Genomic DNA, 20278 nt, shown 5'->3' with positions numbered 1-20278 from the left:
CCTGATAAAATTTAAGCAATCATGAAAAGACATATTAAATATAGTGTTTGCATAGGATTACTCACCTTATTTATTACTACTGGCTTTCCAGCATTGGCACGCACTGATTTTAAACTAAAACTGAATACCAATAATTCTTTATCCTCAAGTATAGTTAAAAGGACTGAAAATCCCCAATCATTGTTTAACCAAGGTAAAAATCTTTTAGAATCAGGACGTTTCACAGAAGCAGCCCAATTCTGGGAACGAGCTGCTGCTAACTTCCAGAAACAAGGAAACATTATCAATCAAGCTTGGAGCCTAAATTACTTATCTTTGAGTTATCAAAATTTAGGAAAGTGGCAACAAGCTAAAAATGCAATTACCCACAGCCTAAATTTGTTACAAAAACAGCAAGAAAATACTGCTACTTTGGCAGTTGCTTTTAATATTCAAGGAAGTCTCCAAATTGCTATGGGAGAGACAGAAGCAGCTTTACAAGCTTGGCAAAATGCAGCTAAAGCCTATAAGTCTAATGATGATCCCATTGGGGAAATAGGTAGTAAAATCAATCAGGTTCAAGCTCTCCAGGCTCTAGGTTTATATCACCAAGCAAATAAATTATTAGCTAATATCAATGGAGAGTTACAAAATCAACCAGATTCCCTACTCAAAGTTAAGGGATTGCAAAGTCTGGGAGAAGCATTACAGACAACAGGAGATATTAAAGAATCCCAGACAGTTTTAACTCAAGGATTAGCGATCGCTAAAAAGTTGAACTCTCAAGCAGATACTAGTAAAATTCTCCTCAGTTTGGGCAATGTTGCCAGAAATTTACAACAAACTCCCACTGCATTGGACTACTATAAACAAGCAGCAGCAACAGCTACTAATAGCAATTTACAAGTAGAAGCCCGATTAAATCAACTGAGTTTGCATATAGATAACAAACAATGGCAACCAGCTCAGTCTTTACTCAAGTCCATTAAACCCCAATTAGCCAGCCTGACTCCTAGTCGTACATCTGTGTATGCATCCGTTAACTTTGCCACTAGCCTTTCTCGGTTGGCAAAGCAAGATAATCAAGATAAATCCACCATTTATCAAGATAGTGCCCAAATTTTGGCACGGGCATTGAAACAAGCAGATAATTTGGGAGATTTGCGAGCTAAAGCCTATGCATTAAATGAGTTAGGCAAACTATATCAACAAACTAAACAATTGCCAGAAGCTTTAAAGCTATCCCAACAAGCCTTACAGATTTCCCAGAGTCTGAATGCTGGTGATATTTCTTACCAAGCAGCTTGGCAAGTTGGTCAGATTCTCAAACAGAAAGGGAATAATCAAGGAGCAATAGCAGCATATGATTCTGCCTTGAAAACTCTGAAAACTTTACGGGGTGACTTAGTAGCTGTTAATCGTGGTGTCCAGTTTTCTTTCCAAGAAAAAGTAGAACCCATATATCGGGAGTTCGTCAGTTTACTCCTATCTGACGAAGACAAAAAAGGAGAAATATCCCAAAAAAAATTAAAACAAGCTAGGGACACCATTGAAGCTCTACAACTGGCAGAATTAGATAACTTCTTTCAAGAAGCTTGTTTAAATGCTAAACCCCAGCAAATTGACCAAATAGATCCCACCGCAGCCGTCATTTATCCGATTATTTTACCTGATCGTGTAGAGGTAATTCTGTCTATTTCCGGAAAGCCCCTCTCCCACTACCAAACTTTACTATCGAAGTCTGAGGTAGAGAAAAGCATCCAACAGATGCGACGTGCCTTGAATCCGGTATTATCTGACCGAAAAAGATTAAGACTTTATCAGCAGTTGTATGACTGGTTAATTCGTCCAGCAGAATCTCAATTAGCTAATAGCGGCATCAAAACCCTGGCGTTTGTTTTGGATGGTTCTTTGCGAAACTTACCGATGGCGGCTTTGTATGATGGGAAACAGTATTTAGTGGAAAAATATAGTATTGCCCTATCTCCAGGAATGCAATTATTGCAAGGGAAATCCCTCCAGGAAGAAAAGCTAAAAGTGATTACTGCTGCCGTTAGTGAAGCTCGTCAAGGCTTTAAAGCTTTGCCAGGAGTTAAAACTGAGGTGAAACAAATTTCAGCAAAAGTTGCCACCAAGGAACTTTTGAATGAAAGATTTACAGACACCAACCTGCAAGATGTGATTCAAACTACACCCTTTTCTGTTCTCCATCTTGCTACCCACGGTCAATTTAGCAGTAGTTCTGATGATACTTTTATACTGACTTGGGATGGGAAAATTAAGGTCAAACAATTGGATGAGTTATTCCAAAGAAGGAACAAATTAGACTCAATGCCTGTAGAATTAATGGTGCTCAGTGCATGTCAGACCGCAAAAGGAGATAACCGGGCAATCTTAGGATTAGCAGGGGTAGCCGTCCGTTCTGGAGCACGTAGTACATTAGCTACTCTGTGGTCAGTAAAAGACGAGTCTACATCCAAGTTTATGGCTGAGTTTTACAAACAACTAAGTAAACCTGGTGCAAATAAAGCCGAAGCTGTGCGGCAAACTCAAATTAACTTTTTAAAAGACCCTGACTTCCAGCATCCCTTTTATTGGGCACCTTTTGTCTTGGTAGGAAACTGGGTTTAGTTGGGAGTTGATATAGCGCTACGCGCAAGTAATAAGTAATAAGTAATAAGTAATAAGTTTACTGTTCATAGGTTTCAGCCTTCAGCAATGTCCTAACGTAATTGCGTAGTGCTATAGTTGATGGTTGTTAGTTGATGGTTGATAGTTGGGAGTTAGGAATTGTAATTTTCCTTCACTCCATCACTCCATCACTCTTTCCCTCCATCACTCCCCACACTTCCCACACTCCCCACACTTCCCACACTCCTCTCCTACCCTTGACTAAATCTAAGCATTTGAGATAATATTTTTTTAACGGAAAATTAAAGCCGCAAATAATTAAATAGAAAACTAACTGATATGCTGACATCTATCTTGTTAAGTTTTAGGTAAGCGTAGAGATAGGTGTATGGCATTGCTAAAGAATCTAAATATCTTTTTAAAATCTAAAAATATTGGGGCTAACTGTGGAAAAGATGCAATATCCCGTTAGTTATGCGAATCTGCCAAAATCCCAATTGTTCCAATCCCTTCAATGCTGAAGGCAATCAATTTTGCACTAGCTGCGGGTCAAATCAATTTGGTATCCTCCTTAGGAACCGTTACCGCGTACTCTCTCTCATCGGAGAAGGTGGTTTTAGTAAAACTTATGCCGCAGAAGATGTAGATAGACTGAATGTTCCTTGTGTAATTAAGCAATTCTTTCCCCAAGTGCAGGGAACGGGAGCAAGACTTAAAGCTGCCGAATTATTTAAGGAGGAAGCCGTTCACCTGTATGAGTTAGGCGAAAATCACTTACAAATTCCCAAATTACTGGCTTATTTTCAGCAAGGTTTAAGCCTGTGCTTGGTGCAGGAATTGATTCAGGGACAAACTTTACTGCAAGAACTCCTGACTAAGTCCTTTAATGAAGCAGACATTGTAGAAATGTTAACCGATTTGTTGTCGGTACTGGAATTTGTTCATTCCCGTAATGTGATTCATCGAGATATTAAACCAGATAATATCATCCGCCGTCATAGCGATCGCAAATTGGTATTAATTGACTTTGGGGGAGCTAAGCAGGTAACACAAACTAGTTTAGCCAGACAAGCAACGGCAATATACACTATTGGTTATGCTCCTAGTGAACAAATGGCTGGGTTTGCTTGTCAAGCAAGCGATTTATATGCATTGGGTGTTACTTGTATCCGCATGATTACTCAAACTTTACCGGAACAAGATGCTCATGGGCAAATTCATGACCGTCTTTATGATGCCATGAATGGTGATTGGTTATGGCGAGAAGTTTTGCAGGAGAAAGGTATTATTCTCAGTGAGGGTTTGGGAAAGATTCTGGATAAGTTGTTGAAACATTTACCCAAGGAAAGATATCAATCAGCGACGGAAGTACTGAATGATTTACGAGATTTAGTCGGTGCTAAAGCAAATTTACCCATCCTCAGCTCTACTAGTACAATATCACCAACTTTACCTCAGCCAGAACCAGAAATCATCCGCGAAACCTTACCAGAACCCGAACCAGAAAAGCTGACATCCACACCATCTGGTTTGCAAATTTTTGAATATGAGGTGGTGACAGTAGATATTAATGGTAACAAAAATAGTAGCGATCGCTGTAATGCCAAATTCTTTACTGAGGAATTGGGGAATGACATCATTATTAATATGGTATTAATTCCTGGTGGTACATTTACTATGGGATCACCAATCACAGAAGGAGATGCAGACGAGCGCCCTCAACACCCAGTATCTATTGAAACTTTTTTTGCCAGTAAATTTCCTGTTACCCAGGCTCAATGGAGAGCAGTGGTAGCCTTACCGAAAGTCAAACAAAATTTACATCCTAATCCATCTAAGTTTAGAGGTGCAAATCGACCAGTAGAAAATGTTTCTTGGCATGAAGCTAGGGAATTTTGTGCCAGAATTGGACAAAAAACTGGGCGAAATTATCGCTTACTCAGTGAAGCCGAATGGGAATATGCTTGTCGTGCTGGAACTAATACACCGTTTCATTTTGGTGAAACTATTACTAATAAGTTAGCAAATTGTAACACTGGTAAGGCACAAACCCAGGGTAGTTATGGCAAATATCGCAAAGAAACCACCACAGTAGGTAGTTTCCAAGTTGCGAACAGTTTTGGACTCTACGATATGCATGGCTTAGTGTGGGAATGGTGTGCCGATCCTTGGCATAATAACTATGAAGGGGCACCAACTGATGGTACTGTTTGGGAAACTGGTGGAGATGCACATCGTCGGGTATTACGCGGTGGTTCTTGGAACTTTACACCGGATATGTGTCGTAGTGCTAGTCGCAGTTGGAATGAGTCTGATGGTGGATTGAGAATATCTGGATTTCGGGTGGCGATGAATTTTTGGGACTGGATAGATTGTTGAGTAATATAGCTATAGCCACCGAAGTTAGGACGTTTCTCAGTTGATAGTTGTTAGTTGTTAGTTGTTAGTTGGTGGTTGTTGGTTGGTGGTTGTTAGTTGTTGGTTGATAGTTCTTGAGTAGAACAATATTGTCCTAACCAATATGTCCATTGCTATAAGTAACAAGTAATAAGTAATAATACCAATTCTTGAAAATATGTGGTATGGGAAGCTGGAAAGCTCCCTAAACGAGTACAGCCGATTCAACGAAAAATTAGATATACAGCATATTTCATCTTCGTAAAGTACATTTGGACGGGCAGGGATGCCCATCCCACTCTTAGTTTTAGTAAGTAATCAAACAAAAATATTTACCATTATTACAAACTACGCGAAATAATCCTAACCCTTGCGATTGCTTCGTTTCACTCCGTTACACTCGCAATGACATTGTGTAATTAATTATGTTTAACTACTTATGTAGTCTTGTACTTCATTTACCTGCAAAATGCTGTATCTAATCGCAGCGATTTACCCGAGCTGTTTGCAGCAGAATCCGATCTATAGCTGAAATCAGTCGCCTTCCTGATTGCCCTGGTTGATTAACCATAACGCTAAAGGCAATGGTGCCATAGTCAGTATTTTCTAAGTATCCTGAAAGGGTTCTGACTCCCCGTAAAGTCCCAGTTTTACCATAGAGTCTGCCTTTAACTAGGGTATTGTGAAAACGATTTCTTAATGTTCCGTTTACTCCAGCGATCGCCAACGAGTTGTAAAATAAATCATTCTCAAGGCTTCTATTGACTTTATTGAGATTGCCAACATACATTCCCTGAAGCAAGGATACCAATGTGGATGGTTTGGCGCGATTAGCTCGAGATAATCCAGAACCATCTACTTGTTTGTACCCAGTGGTATGTAAGCCTAGAATATCGAGGGCGTTTCTTGCAGCTCTTTGCCCCCCAATACGGCGCAAAAGAGAGTTGGCTTTACTGTTGTTGCTGTAGCGATTCACCGCAGTTAATAAAGGACGAAGGGAGACAAGCTTTTCTGGATTGCTCTTGCCATAAATTCTGAGTGCTGCGGCTGTTGTCAATAGCTTGGTATTTGATGCCGGAATTAGGGAAAGATTGGGGTTGAACTGATAAAGAGCCTTGGCTTCCTGAATCGGTTTGATGAGGATTCCCCATCTTGCACTCTTAAAACTTGGATTTTTAACGATGGATGTAATGGCAGATTCCAGATTCTTTTGACAAAATCTTGGCTTGATTTGCGGGACGTAGATAGGAATAGATTTGGGAAAGGACTTGGCAGGATTAGTTTTAAGGGGCTGTTGAACAACAGTAGCTTCTGCTCGGTTCAAGCTCTCCAAGTTTGTACCAGCAGTCATCGTGGTTATTGTTACCATTACCCCGGAAAACCAAACTGGGACTCGTGTTTTAAGTCTTCGCATCTTGCCTCACGTCGCTTTTTCTCGAAAATCGTAATAAAAATTAACCTTTTCCTAAACTACTATACCCGAAGTAAAGTCTAAAATCTAAATAAAATCTAAAATTTAAATTAATAAACTTAATTGTGAGCCTTGTTGGGTTTTATTTACTTCAATCCTGGCTTGAAAGGCTTCCTTGAGGTGAGGCATATGGGTTACAGTCAGGATACAGGCAAAATCAGGTGCGATCGCATTTATGGCAGAAATCAAACGCTCGCATCCTTCCACATCTTGAGTCCCAAATCCCTCATCAATAATCAATAGTTGTAATGCGGCACCAGCCCTTTGTGCTAGCAATTTAGCTAGAGCCAAGCGAATGGCAAAGTTAATTCTAAAGGCTTCTCCACCAGAATAGGTTTCATAGGAACGGGTTCCTCGGGAGTCGGCAATCAAAATATCTAAGGTATCAATTAATTTGGCATTTTTCTTTTTCGATTTAGCACTGCGCCCAGCTTTTTGAGTCACAAATTGTACATGTAATTGATTACCACTCAGTCTAGATAGTAATTGATTTGTTTCTGCTTCCAACTGGGGTAAGACATTTTCAATCATTAATGTTTGGATACCATTTTTACCAAAAGCCTGGGCTAATTCCTGGTATATACGGTGTTGCCTACGGATGGCTTGCAATTCTTGCTGCTGTTCGTCATACTGACTTTGTAAAGTTTCTAATTGCACTCCCATCTGTTGTAAACGCCCTAACTGAGAAATTTGGTCGTCTAGCTGTCTTCTACGGGTGGTAATTTGTTCTTCTAAAGTTTGTATTTGACACTGGGGATTGGCTGTGGTTGCTAGTTGTTGATTGATTTGTTCTATTTGCTCCCCTAGTTTTTGTTGTTCTGATAAACGGGCTTGCAAGGATACGGCTACTTCTTGCACTCTAGTTTGTAATTCTGGATATTGCTGATTGGCGGCTTGCAGTTGTTGATAACGTAACTGCCAACCTTGGGCTTGACGCACAGTTTGACGTAGTTGATGATGCTGTTGTTGATCGTAACCAATATCATTAATTTGTTGCTCGATGCTGGCCAGCTCTTGGGCTATGGGAGAATTTGTAGTGTATTGATTAATACTGGCTTGTAGTTGGGAAATTTGAGTTTGAATTTCTGGTTTACGAGCTTCAATTTGTGCCTGTCGCTTGAGAGCATCTTTAATTTGCCCTTGTTTAATCTCTGCCCAACGCCACCTTTCAACTTCACTCCGAGCTAGGGCATGGTCTTGTTCGTTGTAATTTAACTTTTGTAAGTACGTATCTAATTGTTGCAATTCTTGCTGTTGCTCAGGGGCATAATCACCTAATTGTAGCGATCGCTCTAAATGTTCTCTTTCCTGGGAAATTTGTTGCAGTCTTTGTTCTTCATCACTGGTACTCTCTAAGTGAGCGGCTAGTTGTCCCCGTTGCTCCCGCAGGGAATCATAGGGAGATAACTCTTGGGATACATCTCGATATTCCTGCCTTAATACTTGAATTTCCCTGTCTGAGAAAGCCATTTGCTCCCTGACTACCCACAATTGCCCTTCTGTATCTTTATATTCATCTTGGGTTTTATCTACGACTCGGTTCCAATGATGTTCGTCTAAAGGGCGCTCGCAGAGGGGACACGTGGCATTGGGAGTTTGCAACATTTGCAGCTTTTGTTCCAATTCTCCCAAAAGTCTTTCATAATCACGTTGGTGTGCTTGCAGTCGTTCAATAAAGTGTCGTCTTTCCTGCCCCTTTTCTTGTACCCGTTGCAAGTATACCCTCTTCTTTTCCAACTCTTCAATTTGCATTGCCACTTCTACTACCGCTTGTTGTAATTTGGGTTGGCGTTGCTGCCGTGATTGGAGTTGGTTTTGGGTGGCTTCTAACTGCTCTAATCGGGCGACTAATCCCGCCTGCGCCCTATCTACCTGAGTTTGCAGAGTTATCCGTTTTTGCAGCAGGGGAGAAACTTGCATTTGTAGTTTATCTAACTCTAACACCCGTTGTCGGGCTGCTTGCAAATGAGCGATCGCCACTTCTACTTCTTCTGTTTTTTTCAGGGTTTTCTGAATCTCTTGTTCTTGTTGTTCTAGAACATTTAAAGTTGCTTGAGCCTGTTGTAATTGCTTTTCAACTTGATGAATTTCTTGGCTAAGTTGCTGTTGTTTTTGCTGCTTTGCTTGCTGAAAACGGGTATATTCTGCAAATTTAGTTGCTAAGGCTTCTTCTTGGGATTGGAGGTTTTGATATTGGCTATAGCCTGCTTGAATATCAGCCTTTTGATTTAAAATAGTTTCTATTTCTGCCAACTGAACAGTTAAGCTTGACTCTTCTTTGCGTAAACGCTCCCTATCTTGAATTAAATTCTGATGTTGCTGCCTAACAAAATTTAATTGTTCTTCCCATCCTTGGCGTTGGTGCTGTAGAACCTGCAAACTCTGTAACTGAATAGTATCAAAAGCCTGTACCTGTTGCAGTTGATTTAATTCCCCTTCTAACTCAGCCTTTTGTTGAGCTACTACTTCCTGTTGTTGCAATTGTACCTTCATTCCCTCCAAAGAGCGATCGCTTTCTTCCGCCCTCACTTTGAAATGACGGGACAATTCCTTTGCCCTATCTTCCAACTGATCATATTGATTCAACTTTAATAACTCTGCTAATATTTGTTTGCGATCGCTAGGGCGTTTAATCATAAACTCATCAGCACGTCCCTGACGCAAATAAGCAGAATTAATAAAAGTATCGTAGTCCAACTTAATATGTTGCAAAATCAACTCTTGGGTTGCCCTTAAACCCTTAGCAGTAATTGCTCGAAAACCTTCAGGAGTTTCTATTTGCAACTCCAACACACTACTTGCACATCGATGGCGGCTACGAATCACTCGATAACATTGCTGTTGACTGGTTTGAAAAACAAAATCTACCCGCACTTCCTTCGCGCCAGAACGAATAACATCATCCTCCGTTGCAGCCCTACTTTGTCCCCAAATTGCCCAAGTGATTGCCTCCAATAAAGAAGATTTACCAGCGCCATTAGAACCACAAATGCACGCCGTGTGTAGACCACGAAAATCTAAAGTTGCCTCATTGTAACTGAGGAAATTCTTCAAGGTAAGTTGTACTGGAATCATTGAAGCTAGGGGAACAGACCTTGTTTTTAATAATTGACCGAGTAGATACACTTGCTTGTTTAGTGTAGCTAGGTAAAAACCATGTTTCTAGTCCCCAAGGGGTGATTTTTACAATTGTTAACAATCTTGAGGGTAATTTTTTTGATATGCAGGATTAATTCTGTATGTTTGGCAAATGTTTCCGAAAATAATCACCACGGAATATAATACCAATTCAAATGATGTTTGCAACATATAAATTCTTCGTAAGGGCACGGCACCAGTAAGATAATTTTATATATTGAAAGATTGTAGATGTTCCCTTAATTTTCCTGTAGCAGTTAGTTCTAGCTGTACGTCTCGAATAGCAGCAGCTAGGAGTGCAAATTGTTCTTGAGTGACTTTTAGGTTTGGGGGGATATTGAGAGGCACGTTGCTCATAGAAAATTAAATATTAAAAATGCCCATATGTATATATTATGATTATGAAAGGGCTTGGGTAACACCACAAAAATATTCTGCAAACTGCCCAAACCCAAGTGCTTTAGAGACATCAGAAGTGATCGTGCAAGAGAAAAACCTCGGTGTGCCTCATCTCTTACACCTGCACCCTAGAAGATAGCAAAATTCTGACTGTGCTAGCGATCGCTCTTTGGGAGGAGGATAATAAAATCAAATCAATGTTTTTTAACCAACTTTAGGGGTAAGAGTCCCCTGCTTCTAAAAGCAGCGCGTTTTGCGTCGGGGTAAAATCTCCGTTGCAAAACGTAATTCTAAATTCTAAATTCTAAATTCTAAATTCTTTTAATTGATAAATGCCACAGTATGATTTGTATCACAATGAGGTCAAAAATGCTTTAGTCAAAGATGGCTGGGTAATTACTGATGACCCTTTTACAATAGAATACAAGGGCTTACGTTTATATGCAGATTTAGGAGCAGAGAAGTTATTAGCTGCCGAGAAAATGCAGCAGAAAATAGTGATTGAGATAAAGGTTTTTAAGAGTCCTTCTTTAATCACTGAGTTAGAAAAAACCCTGGGACAATATAGTATTTATCTTAGTTTGTTGAGACGAATTAATCCCGAACGTAAATTATATTTAGCAATTGCAGAAACTGTTTATATAGACTTTTTTCTCAAACCAGCAATTCAAGATATTTTAAGTGACCAACAGATTAATTATCTGATTTTTGACCCGAATCAGGAGGTAATTGTACAATGGATAAATTAAAAAAATACAGACAGATAATTGAAAGTATTGTCAAAAAACACGCTCAATATCAACCAAGTCATGGGCAGATTGAAAGTTTATCTATTTGTGATAGAGAAGCTGATAATTATTTGTTGATGGATACAGGCTGGGATAAAACAGGTAGGGTTCATGCTGTTGTATTTCATCTGCGAATTGTTGAGGGTAAGGTGTGGATTGAATGGGATGGAACGGAAGGGGGTATAACTGATGATTTACTTGATTTAGGAGTGGCTCCCTCCGATATTGTGTTAGGTTTTATTCGTCCTGAAAATCGTAAGTTTACTGATTTTTCTGCGGCTTAATTAGTTCAGATTTATGTCCCAATTACGCCAAGGGAGTATCACCTTTCTCATGCAATAGTTTGTGGTAGATACTTGCGGCAGAAAACCTATATTAGTTCGTATTTACCCACTTATGGGGCTATTCGGTAAAACTTCCATACTCTTATTCCAGCACCCCCAGCAACTTCTCCTCCAACGCTGTCAACTCCGCCAAAATTTTCAAAACTGCACGGGCTGATAACTCCATATCCCGTGGATACAACCTGGAAATGCGATCGCCATTCGAGGTAAGAAAAGGTTGAGGAGAACAATATAGCATTTCCCAAGCAAATGAGGTACACCTAATTTGTTCTAACCTTTATTTAGATAGCAGTTAGATTTAAAACCGTACTTCACTAGACTGGTAAATGCTATAAGCCTATAAAATAGTGAAAATACTGATATCAAAAATCTTCTTCATACTGAATTAAGAAAATATATTGGGTGATTTCTAATACCGTAAATCAAAGAGATGGGCTAGCCTGGAAGGAATTAAAAATATTTAATTTTAATATACCCACTTCCTAGGATTATAAATTTATAAAGAATGATTAAAAATATCACTAACTGGCTAGAAACCCATGCTGTTGCACCAGCATACAGTGGCTGGGTATTGGCAGGAATTACAATTTGTTTTTTTGGCGCGGCTATTAACACTATGGCGGGCTGGTTGTATGTAATTAGTGGCATCAGCTCTGCATTACTGGTATTATCCGCTATATTGCCACCGCGATCGCTTGTGGGTTTAACTGTGAAAAGACTACCTATCTCTGCAATTACGGCGGGAGATGACTTGAAGGTGGAGTTAGAAATCCGCAATCAAGGTCGGCAAGCAGCGAATTTAGTACAAGTTGCTGATATACTACCCTTTATCTTGGGTAAACCCATACAACAAGCAATTGAAACTATTGCCCCCCAAAAGAGTTATCGCTGGACTTACTATCATCCGACCCAACGACGAGGTATATATCGCTGGCACACAGTAGACTTAACCAGTGCTGCACCATTAGGATTATTTTGGTGTCGTCGTCACCGTCAACACCAGGCGAGTGCAGTTGTTTATCCTCCCGTATTAAACTTAGCCCATTGTCCCTTAGTAGACCGTATGGGACAAGAAGATAGTCTGAGGGGCGATCCATCTGGTATGCCCATACAGACAGCTACAGAAGGCTTAACCCGCTCCCTACGTCCTTATCGCATGGGTGATCCCATCCGTTTAATTCACTGGCGCACCAGTGCCCGCTACGGAGAATTACGGGTACGAGAGCTAGAAATTGTTACTAGTGGTCAAGAAATTATTATTGCCCTAGATACTGCTGGTGGTTGGCAAGAAGAAAACTTTGAACAAGCAGTAATTGCTGCTGCATCCCTATATTTTTATGCCCAAAAACAACAAATGCAAGTGCAATTGTGGACAGCATCCACAGGTTTAATTAAAGGCGATCGCCAAGTGTTAGAAGCTTTAGCCAAAACCAATGCATTAGAAGATACCAACAATCTACCACCTTCTACTTATCCCCTAATTTGGTTAACTCAAAACCCTCTCACCCTCTCTTCTCTTCCTAATAGAAGCCGTTGGCTAATGTGGGAAAATTCGGCATCATCTGAGACAAAAATAGCTTTTAAACCAGATATTCCAGGGATAGCGATCGCAACAGAAAAACCTTTACAAACTGAACTACAAAAATCATTGAATACATAAATCAATATAAATTATATAAATTAGAAATCATCATGGTTCGCTAAAAATATTCGAGGAAGTTGCTATTCTCTCAATCCCCAACCCTTCATAAAGATAGCACTACCCATATAGGTTAAGACATTGTTGAAGCACCAAACCTATGAACAGTAAACTTATGACTTATTATTTATTACTTATTACTTATTACTTGCACTCTGATTCATACCCCATCGATATATTTTGTTATTTATAGCTTTCCTAGACTGCGGTACAATGCAAAGAAATATTTAAATCATCAGCAGCCAATTCCATGATTGAATCAGAAGTTAATAACAAATCCACCGATAAGAATTTAGAGGCGATGCGGCATTTTTCCGAACAATACGCCAAGCGCACTGGAACTTACTTCTGTGCTGAACCTTCAGTAACAGCTGTGGTAATTGAAGGACTTGCCAAGCACAAAGATGATCTAGGAGCACCTTTGTGCCCATGCCGTCACTATGAAGATAAAGAGGCTGAAGTTGCAGCTACTTTTTGGAATTGTCCTTGTGTCCCCATGCGAGAACGTAAAGAATGCCACTGTATGCTATTTTTAACTCCAGACAATGAGTTTGCTGGCGAGCTGCAAGAAATACCCCTAGAAACAATCAAAGAAGTAAGAAACAGTATGGGTTAATGGAAAACTTGCCCCAAGAATTCTGGGAAGGTGTAGAACAGTTCAATTCAGGACAGTTCTACGCCTGTCATGATACTTTAGAAGCTCTATGGATTGAAGCATTAGAGCCAGAAAAAACTTTTTATCAAGGCATTTTACAAATTGCTGTGGCACTCTACCATTTAGGCAACGAAAATGTCCGAGGTGCTGCAATTTTATTGGGAGAAGGTAGTAATCGTTTGCGACGTTATCCATCAATCTATGGCGGTATTGATGTGGATAAATTGTTACATCAAAGTCATGCTTTATTATCTATTGTCCAGCAACTATCCCTTGAACAGGGCGCTTCTTTGAATTTATCAGCAAATACTACCTTACCCATACCCAAAATTAGGGGAGTAGGGAGTAGGGAGTAGGGAGTAGGGAGTAGGATTATGAATTTTCCTGCCAACATGGATTCAAGCCCTCCGCATTCGCTCATGGGGGAAACCAACAAGACTGCGCTGCTCTCTACATTTATGAATGGGGTTTTCTCCTCTGCTCCCTGCTCCCTGCCCCTTGTCCTCTTCGTTGTTAGTTGCTACCTGTAAAAATAACTTCGGGAAATTTCAACTGAGCCTCTGCCATAGGTCTGTTTCTACCTTCCTCTTGCCAGTAATTGATTACTTCCGTGGCTTTATTGAGCAATGCCACTCTCTCAACTTCAGTAATCCAGTTTTTTGACTCTAACTCATTTTTGAGTTCTTCCCAAGCATCACTCCTAGGCCAAAAAAAGTATTTAGTCAAAGGACTTGTACCTTTACCAACAACTTGATCAACGGCAAGAGCAACATTGTCATCTAACCACAGAATCTTTAAAAGAAACTTGGATAATATTGCCTCCGGGGACTGTCCAACCATAGCTTACTCCTTATTGCGATCGCTTATTATAACTTAAATACCCTACCCTATGAACAAGGTGAAGTCAGCCTTTTTTTTGATTTATTATTTTTGCCACCCCTATTCCACAATAAAAAACCCCGGCTTGACAACCGAGGAGATGGGAGAAGTCCAAATGACGATGAAATCTACTTGATACCAAAATTTAATTTTTTTTAGCTAACTGTAAAAGCAATTGCCACCACAGTGGAGATTAAAAGCATAGCAACTGCACCTAGCAATTTGTATTGATTTTGCTGCTCGGTTGAAGGGTATTCAGCATAGTACAATTTGGGTTCGCTGGCGAAGTTATTCAGAATACCTCTCTCATCAGTGGTGGTATACATGATTCCTTTTTCCCTGGTTTGTTAACTTATGTAAACTAATTTAACAATTACGTTACATATTGTCAAGCACTATTGACATATAAAAATGAAAAGGAGTATAAAAGCTGTTTATAGCAAGGGAAAGCAGGATTCGCTTCAAATTTGTGTAAATGAAAATTTGGCTGACCGTAGTAATTTGTCCGGAATCATCTGTTTGAGGTTAGTAGCTAATATCAGAGCAACGATTTATAACTAACTTCCTATAACTAGCTAATGGGGAATATTGCCCCACTATCTCTATAAACAAAAGCCCGGTGATATCACCGGGCTTTTATAATTATCTAAAACTTATTGATGTATCAACAGCTAACACTGGGCTACGGGAACAGCAAACCCTAGCTATTTTCAGCTTGCCATTTCTGTCTTCACAGTGGCATATGCCCAATCTAACCAGGGAAATAATGCTTTCAGGTCTGCGGTTTCTACCGTTGCTCCTCCCCAAATTCTTAACCCTGGAGGTGCTGCACGATAGGAAGCAATATCATAAGCAACTTCTTTATTTGCCAAGAGTTTTGCCACTTTTTTGGCACATTCTGTCTGCTTTTCTGGACTTAATGTTGTGAACCACTCATCCACAACCTTTAAGCAAATGGAAGTACAAGAACGAGTTTCTGGCTTTTCGGCTAAAAAGTCCACCCAGCTAGTTTTTTCTACCCATTCGCTCATTGCCGCTAAATTAGCCTCAGAGCGGCTAATTAACCCAGTTCTCCCGCCAATCCTTTCTGACCATTTAAGTCCATCTAAAGCGTCTTCTACACACAGCATAGATGGAGTATTAATAGTATCTCCCTGAAAAATAGCTGCATTGAACTTGCCCTTTTTTGTGAGGCGAAATATCTTTGGGAGGGGACGGGGAGGTTGATAAGTTTCTAAACGTTCCACAGCACGGGGAGAAAGAACAAGTACACCATGTTGTGCTTCCCCACCCATCACTTTTTGCCAGGAATAGGTAACTACATCTAATTTATCCCAGGGGATATCCATAGCGAACACCGCCGATGTCGCATCACAAATAGTTAAACCTGTGCGATTTGCCGGAATCCAATCAGCGTTGGATACTCTGACTCCAGAAGTTGTACCATTCCACAGAAATACAACATCATGGCTAAAATCAACTTGCCCGAAATCCGGTAAACTGCCATAGGGAGCTTGTAAAACACGAGTGTCTGGTAACTGTAGTTGATTAACAACATCTGTTACCCACTCTTGACCAAAGCTTTCCCAAGCTAAGATATCTAAGGGAAGTTTTCCCAGCAATGACCACAATGCCATTTCCACTGCACCAGTATCAGAAGCAGGAACAATACCCAAGTGATAATCTGCGGGTACGTCCAAGATTTTCTTAGAAAGGTCAATTACTTCCTTTAATTTAGCCTTTCCAGCTTCAGAACGGTGAGAACGACCCAAATAAGCATTTTCGAGGACGGAAACAGACCAACCGGGACGCTTTGCACAAGGACCTGAAGAAAAATTTACCACTTGGGGTTTGCTAGTTGGGGGAGTTAAATTTTCTGGCATAAAACTAATTGGAACACGGTTGCTAGAGGATAATAAACCCGGTTTCTTTTACTTATTATTACTCTGCTAGAGTACCTATTTATATTTGGTGTACTCAGTAATTGATAAACATGAGTATTTTTGCCATAATCATACTCAACGTCCCTTAGATAAAATGGCGATGGTGTGGGCATCTGGGCAGCAATTACAAGGTGGAAAGTATGTTATTGAGCAGGTGCTTGGGCAAGGTGGGTTTGGTATTACCTACAAAGCACGACACTCCATACTGGATAATTTGGTAGTTATTAAAACACCTAACGAAAGCTTGAAAAATGACCCAGAATATGCAAACTACATCAAGCGATTTATCAACGAAGGACAGCGATTAGAAAGACTTTCGGAAACTCAGCACCCCAATATTGTCCGGGTAAGGGATTTATTTCATGAGGGTGGTACTTACTGTTTGGTAATGGATTTTGTCCAGGGAGAGAGTTTATTTAACCTGGTGCAACGTAGAGGGGCATTACCAGTAGAAGAGGCTTTGCAATATATTACCCAAATTGGTGATGCATTACAGGTAGTTCACCAAGCGGGTTTGGTACATAGAGATGCCCATCCGGGGAATATGATGATTCAACAGGATGGCAAGGCTGTATTAATAGATTTTGGCATTGCGGGAGAAACAATGCCCACCACCGTCAGTTCTCGGTTTTTTGGGAATCCGGGGTTTGCACCCCACGAACAAATGCGGGGAGATAGAAAACCCTACGTTGATGTATATTCCCTCACGGCTTCCCTGTACTATGCAATTACAGGGAAAAGACCAACAGAATCTTTTCAGCGTAAAGCTTATAATATGCCATTGGTTCCCCCAACTGAGCATAATTCTAGTATTAGCGATGAGTTAAACCAATCCATTCTCAAGGGGATGGAATTGGAGCCAGAAAACCGTCCTCAAACTATGCAGGAGTGGTTGGAGTTGCTGACTGAGGAATCAGTGACGATTTGGCAACAGGGACACCAGTTACAAAACGGTAAGTACACCATTGAAAGAGATATTGCTGAAGGTGGTTTTGGGATTACTTATTTAGCTAGGGATGAACGTAACCAACGGGTTGTGATCAAAAGTTTGAATGAGAAAGTACAAAAACGTCCTGACTTTGCCAAATTCCAACAAGATTTTCTCAACGAAGCGGTAAAGTTAGCCAAGTGCAACCATCCCCATGTTGTCAAAGTCCATGAAGTATTCCAGGAAGGAAACCTTTGGTGTATGGCAATGGAATATATTCAAGGGGAACACCTGGCAGATATCGTGGTTAATAGAGGTGCGTTACCGGAAGCGGAAGCAGTAGGATATATTCGCCAAATAGGAGAAGCATTAACGGTAGTTCACAACAATGGGTTGTTGCATCGGGATGTGAAGCCAGCAAATATTCTCATCCGTACCGGGAAACCAGAAGCAGTGTTAATTGACTTTGGCATTGCTAGGGAGTTTACCTCTAGTCAAACCAGGTTACATACTCCTTATCTTTCCCATTGTTTCGCACCCATTGAACAATATCAAACTGTGGCAAAGCGGGGTGCTTATACTGATGTTTATGCTTTAGCTGCGACGTTGTATTTTTTAGTGACAAAACATCTACCCCATCCTGCTTTAAATCGGGTGAGTGGAGTGGTGTTAGATTTACCAAGGAGTATTAATCCTAGTCTTAGCGTCAGGGTGAATGACGCAATATTGAAAGGGATGGAGGTGGAACCAGAAAATCGTCCGCAAACTATGCAGGAATGGTTGGAATTATTAAAGGAACCAGTAGTTATTCCCCAACCACCAACTCCTACACCAGTAACTCCCCAACCACCCAGAAATCAACCACCCCCACCTAAACCACCAACTCCTCAGCCTGCGAGTACAATTCCTTCACCAGCAATTAATCAGAATCAGCAAGCCAATCAGAAGGCACTAACACCTGTCAACCCATCCCGTCGGAAATTTATGGAGTGGGTGGGTGCTGGTTTGGGATGCTCCCTTTTTGTTGTGAGTAAATTAATTACAGATACTTCATCACAGACATCAACTACTTCTACTTCTACTTCTACTTCTTCACAAATATCAACTCCGCAAATAGTAAGCCCACCATCTCCTGTCACAAAAATCTCCACAAAGTCCAATTTCTTGCTACAAACCTTGGACTTTGAAACTGTAACAGTAGATAGTAAAGGAGCAATTGTAAACCGTAGGCAATTAGGGGCAAAACACTTTGCTGAAGACTTGGGGAATGGTGTCACCTTGGAGATAGTACAGATACCAGGGGGAACATTTACTATGGGTTCACCAGCAGGGGAAGCACAGAGAGATGACGATGAAGGACCACAGCGTCAAGTTACAGTTCCTGGATTCTTTATGGGGAGGTATGCAGTTACCCAAGCCCAGTATCAAGCAATTATGGGTAAAAATCCCTCCAGTTTCAAAGGGGAAAAGCGACCCGTAGAAGAGGTATCCTGGAATGATGCAGTGGAGTTTTGCAAAAAGCTGAGTCAAAAAACAGGGCGTACCTACAGATTACCCAGTGAAGCGGAATGGGAATATGCTTGCCGTGCAGGTACAACTACACCTTTTTACTTTGGGGAGACTATTACCACTGATTTAGTTAACTACGACGGGAACTATCCATATGGTTCTGCACCCAAGAGTGAATACAGGGAAAGAACTACAGATGTAGGAACATTTCCACCCAATGCCTTTGGTTTGTACGATATGCATGGTAATATATGGGAATGGTGCGAAGATGTGTATAATGAGAATTACCAGAACGCGCCAAGAGATGGAAGTGCGTGGTTAACTGGTAATGATAATGACATAAAGCTGCTGCGTGGTGGTTCGTGGCTCGGCAATGCCAGGAACTGTCGTGCTGCTTATCGCGGCAGAAGCGCGCGCGCGGGTCGGGGCAACGTTGTTGGTTTTCGGGTTGTGGCGGTGGCGGTGGCGGTTCAGGAGCCGATAAATGAGCCGATAAGAGCTATTTGGTAGCGATAACAACTTTATCCCGAAGATTTCTTTCAGTGGGATCGCAACCCCTTGTAGATTGGGTGCAGCGAAGCGAAACCCAACATTTAATCTCTCATTTACCTGAAATATTGTGTTGGGTTACGACGCAAATTAAGATTATTCATTTTAAATTAAAATTATTGTGCGTCTCCACCCAATCTACGACTCTTCAATGATAACTGATTTGGTATCTGGGCACAGTGTGATCGCTTTTAATTGTTAATTCTGCGATCGCATATCGGGTGCGTTAAAATTTCTGAATATGAGAAGTAGAGAAGTATCTCCCATGATTTTGATCATGGGGAAACAGCTACGAACACCTAATGGAAATGCGACAAGAAGCAGTTCAGGCTTGGCTAGAAGTCCCAAGCGAGCGAGAAGAAATTGAACCAGAAAAACAATTCGTCGAGCTATCCTTATGAAAGCTATTTCTGGTAAAGCTTTATGTAAAATAGTTGAAAGAAATAGTTGGGTATTGTGCTGAAGAAGAGCGTAATCAAGCAAATAAACTGAAAACGCTCATCAACGACAAAAAAGGAGTGCCGCAACTGTACATTCACAATAAAGCCTTAGCAGCTCATGGTAGACTCACGACTTTTTCGCCTACACCTGAGTTGATTGCTTCTCTGACTTCTTACGACTTTATCCTTGAAGCTTTATTCAGCGCAGCATCATAAAGAATTGGCATTACATGAGACGTTACTCAATTTACTCATCCGGCAAAAGAAATTACCCTATCTGAGTTTCGCTGGCACAGCTCTACGCTGTGAAATTTTGGTTGCCAACACACCAATGACTAAAAGACCCAGCATAGAACTGGGCTCGGGCACCGACGTAGCAGCGAAGTTGTCAATCGTTCCATTATTGGGGTCATCCAATAATGGAAAAGCAGTATCACTGATATCTACACTAATTCCTGTAATCCCTGCCGATAGAGGATTATCTGTATCGACAAATGACAGTTCAGATAGCTTAGTTGTGCCAGTTTCA

16 protein-coding genes and 2 pseudogenes are annotated in these 20278 nt (G+C 40.8%); 10 read left to right on the top strand and 8 right to left on the bottom strand.

The genetic code is table 11. The features are described from left to right. Positions 1-21 precede the first annotated feature (21 nt). Both CALSC_RS21425 and CALSC_RS21420 read left to right on the top strand, forming a co-directional pair. Positions 22-2610, top strand: coding sequence for a CHAT domain-containing protein (locus CALSC_RS21425; RefSeq protein WP_088243295.1), 2589 nt, complete (start codon positions 22-24; stop codon positions 2608-2610). A 474-nt stretch (positions 2611-3084) separates the two neighbouring features. After that, complete coding sequence (locus CALSC_RS21420) at positions 3085-4989, top strand: bifunctional serine/threonine-protein kinase/formylglycine-generating enzyme family protein (RefSeq protein ID WP_088243294.1); 1905 nt, start codon at positions 3085-3087, stop codon at positions 4987-4989. A 496-nt stretch (positions 4990-5485) separates the two neighbouring features. On the opposite strand, the gene CALSC_RS21415 is transcribed toward CALSC_RS21420, so the two are convergent. The 3 genes from CALSC_RS21415 to CALSC_RS26090 all read right to left on the bottom strand — a co-directional run bounded on the left by CALSC_RS21415 (position 5486) and on the right by CALSC_RS26090 (position 9973). Next, positions 5486-6358, bottom strand: coding sequence for a D-alanyl-D-alanine carboxypeptidase (locus tag CALSC_RS21415; protein WP_235006882.1), 873 nt, complete (start codon positions 6356-6358; stop codon positions 5486-5488). A gap of 165 nt (positions 6359-6523) precedes the next feature. Beyond that, a complete protein-coding gene (gene sbcC / locus CALSC_RS21410) occupies positions 6524-9553 on the bottom strand; it encodes an exonuclease subunit SbcC (protein WP_088243292.1) in 3030 nt (1009 codons plus the stop codon). Between the two features lie 273 nt (positions 9554-9826). Further along, complete coding sequence (locus CALSC_RS26090; protein WP_200817704.1) at positions 9827-9973, bottom strand: hypothetical protein; 147 nt, start codon at positions 9971-9973, stop codon at positions 9827-9829. Positions 9974-10347: 374 nt separating this feature from the next. Between CALSC_RS26090 and CALSC_RS21405 the strand changes: the two genes are divergently transcribed. Together CALSC_RS21405 and CALSC_RS21400 are read left to right on the top strand one after the other, a co-directional pair. Continuing rightward, entirely contained in the window at positions 10348-10764 is a 417-nt protein-coding gene (locus CALSC_RS21405; protein ID WP_088243291.1) for an element excision factor XisH family protein, read from the top strand. Next, complete coding sequence (locus tag CALSC_RS21400; protein ID WP_088243290.1) at positions 10752-11087, top strand: XisI protein; 336 nt, start codon at positions 10752-10754, stop codon at positions 11085-11087. The genes CALSC_RS21405 and CALSC_RS21400 overlap by 13 nt, the downstream gene beginning before the upstream one ends. A 142-nt stretch (positions 11088-11229) precedes the next feature. On the opposite strand, the gene CALSC_RS26665 is transcribed toward CALSC_RS21400, so the two are convergent. Next, positions 11230-11385, bottom strand: a complete 156-nt coding sequence (locus CALSC_RS26665) for a hypothetical protein (protein ID WP_159460660.1) — start codon at positions 11383-11385, stop codon at positions 11230-11232. A 267-nt stretch (positions 11386-11652) separates the two neighbouring features. On the opposite strand from CALSC_RS26665, the gene CALSC_RS21395 reads away from it, so the two are divergent. From CALSC_RS21395 to CALSC_RS21385, 3 genes are all read left to right on the top strand, one after another. Next, positions 11653-12807, top strand: coding sequence for a DUF58 domain-containing protein (locus CALSC_RS21395; protein WP_088243289.1), 1155 nt, complete (start codon positions 11653-11655; stop codon positions 12805-12807). Between the two features lie 289 nt (positions 12808-13096). After that, complete coding sequence (locus CALSC_RS21390; RefSeq protein ID WP_088243288.1) at positions 13097-13462, top strand: ferredoxin thioredoxin reductase catalytic beta subunit; 366 nt, start codon at positions 13097-13099, stop codon at positions 13460-13462. Then, positions 13462-13857 carry a DUF309 domain-containing protein gene (locus CALSC_RS21385; protein WP_088243287.1) on the top strand — a complete coding sequence of 132 codons (396 nt, stop codon included), beginning with the start codon at positions 13462-13464 and terminating at the stop codon, positions 13855-13857. The genes CALSC_RS21390 and CALSC_RS21385 overlap by 1 nt, the downstream gene beginning before the upstream one ends. Positions 13858-14014: 157 nt before the next feature. Here the strand turns inward: CALSC_RS21385 and CALSC_RS21380 are convergent, their stop codons facing one another. The 3 genes from CALSC_RS21380 to CALSC_RS21375 all read right to left on the bottom strand — a co-directional run bounded on the left by CALSC_RS21380 (position 14015) and on the right by CALSC_RS21375 (position 16263). After that, positions 14015-14341 (bottom strand): 30S ribosomal protein PSRP-3, encoded by a 327-nt coding sequence (locus tag CALSC_RS21380; protein ID WP_088243286.1) that lies wholly within the window; start codon positions 14339-14341, stop codon positions 14015-14017. Between the two features lie 194 nt (positions 14342-14535). Next, a complete protein-coding gene (psb34, locus tag CALSC_RS26085; RefSeq protein ID WP_143288333.1) occupies positions 14536-14706 on the bottom strand; it encodes a photosystem II assembly protein Psb34 in 171 nt (56 codons plus the stop codon). 384 nt (positions 14707-15090) lie between these two features. Next, on the bottom strand, positions 15091-16263 hold the full coding sequence (locus tag CALSC_RS21375) for a phosphoserine transaminase (protein WP_088243285.1): 1173 nt from the start codon (positions 16261-16263) through the stop codon (positions 15091-15093). Positions 16264-16417: 154 nt separating this feature from the next. Between CALSC_RS21375 and CALSC_RS28240 the strand changes: the two are divergent. The 3 genes and pseudogenes from CALSC_RS28240 to CALSC_RS21360 all read left to right on the top strand — a co-directional run. Further along, positions 16418-18007 (top strand): annotated as a pseudogene (locus CALSC_RS28240) (serine/threonine protein kinase); the annotation flags it as partial. 60 nt (positions 18008-18067) lie between these two features. After that, positions 18068-19270 (top strand): annotated as a pseudogene (locus CALSC_RS28235) (formylglycine-generating enzyme family protein); the annotation flags it as partial. 473 nt (positions 19271-19743) lie between these two features. Continuing rightward, positions 19744-19965, top strand: coding sequence for a hypothetical protein (locus tag CALSC_RS21360; protein WP_088243284.1), 222 nt, complete (start codon positions 19744-19746; stop codon positions 19963-19965). A 57-nt stretch (positions 19966-20022) separates the two neighbouring features. Here the strand turns inward: CALSC_RS21360 and CALSC_RS21355 are convergent. After that, positions 20023-20278: PEP-CTERM sorting domain-containing protein (locus tag CALSC_RS21355; protein WP_143288332.1), on the bottom strand; the 256-nt coding region annotated here is incomplete at its 5' end.

The organism is Calothrix rhizosoleniae SC01, assembly GCF_900185595.1.
Classification (GTDB): domain Bacteria; phylum Cyanobacteriota; class Cyanobacteriia; order Cyanobacteriales; family Nostocaceae; genus Calothrix_A; species Calothrix_A rhizosoleniae.
The sequence above is the reverse complement of the archived record's forward strand: the minus strand, read 5'-3'. Positions and strand labels throughout refer to the sequence as shown.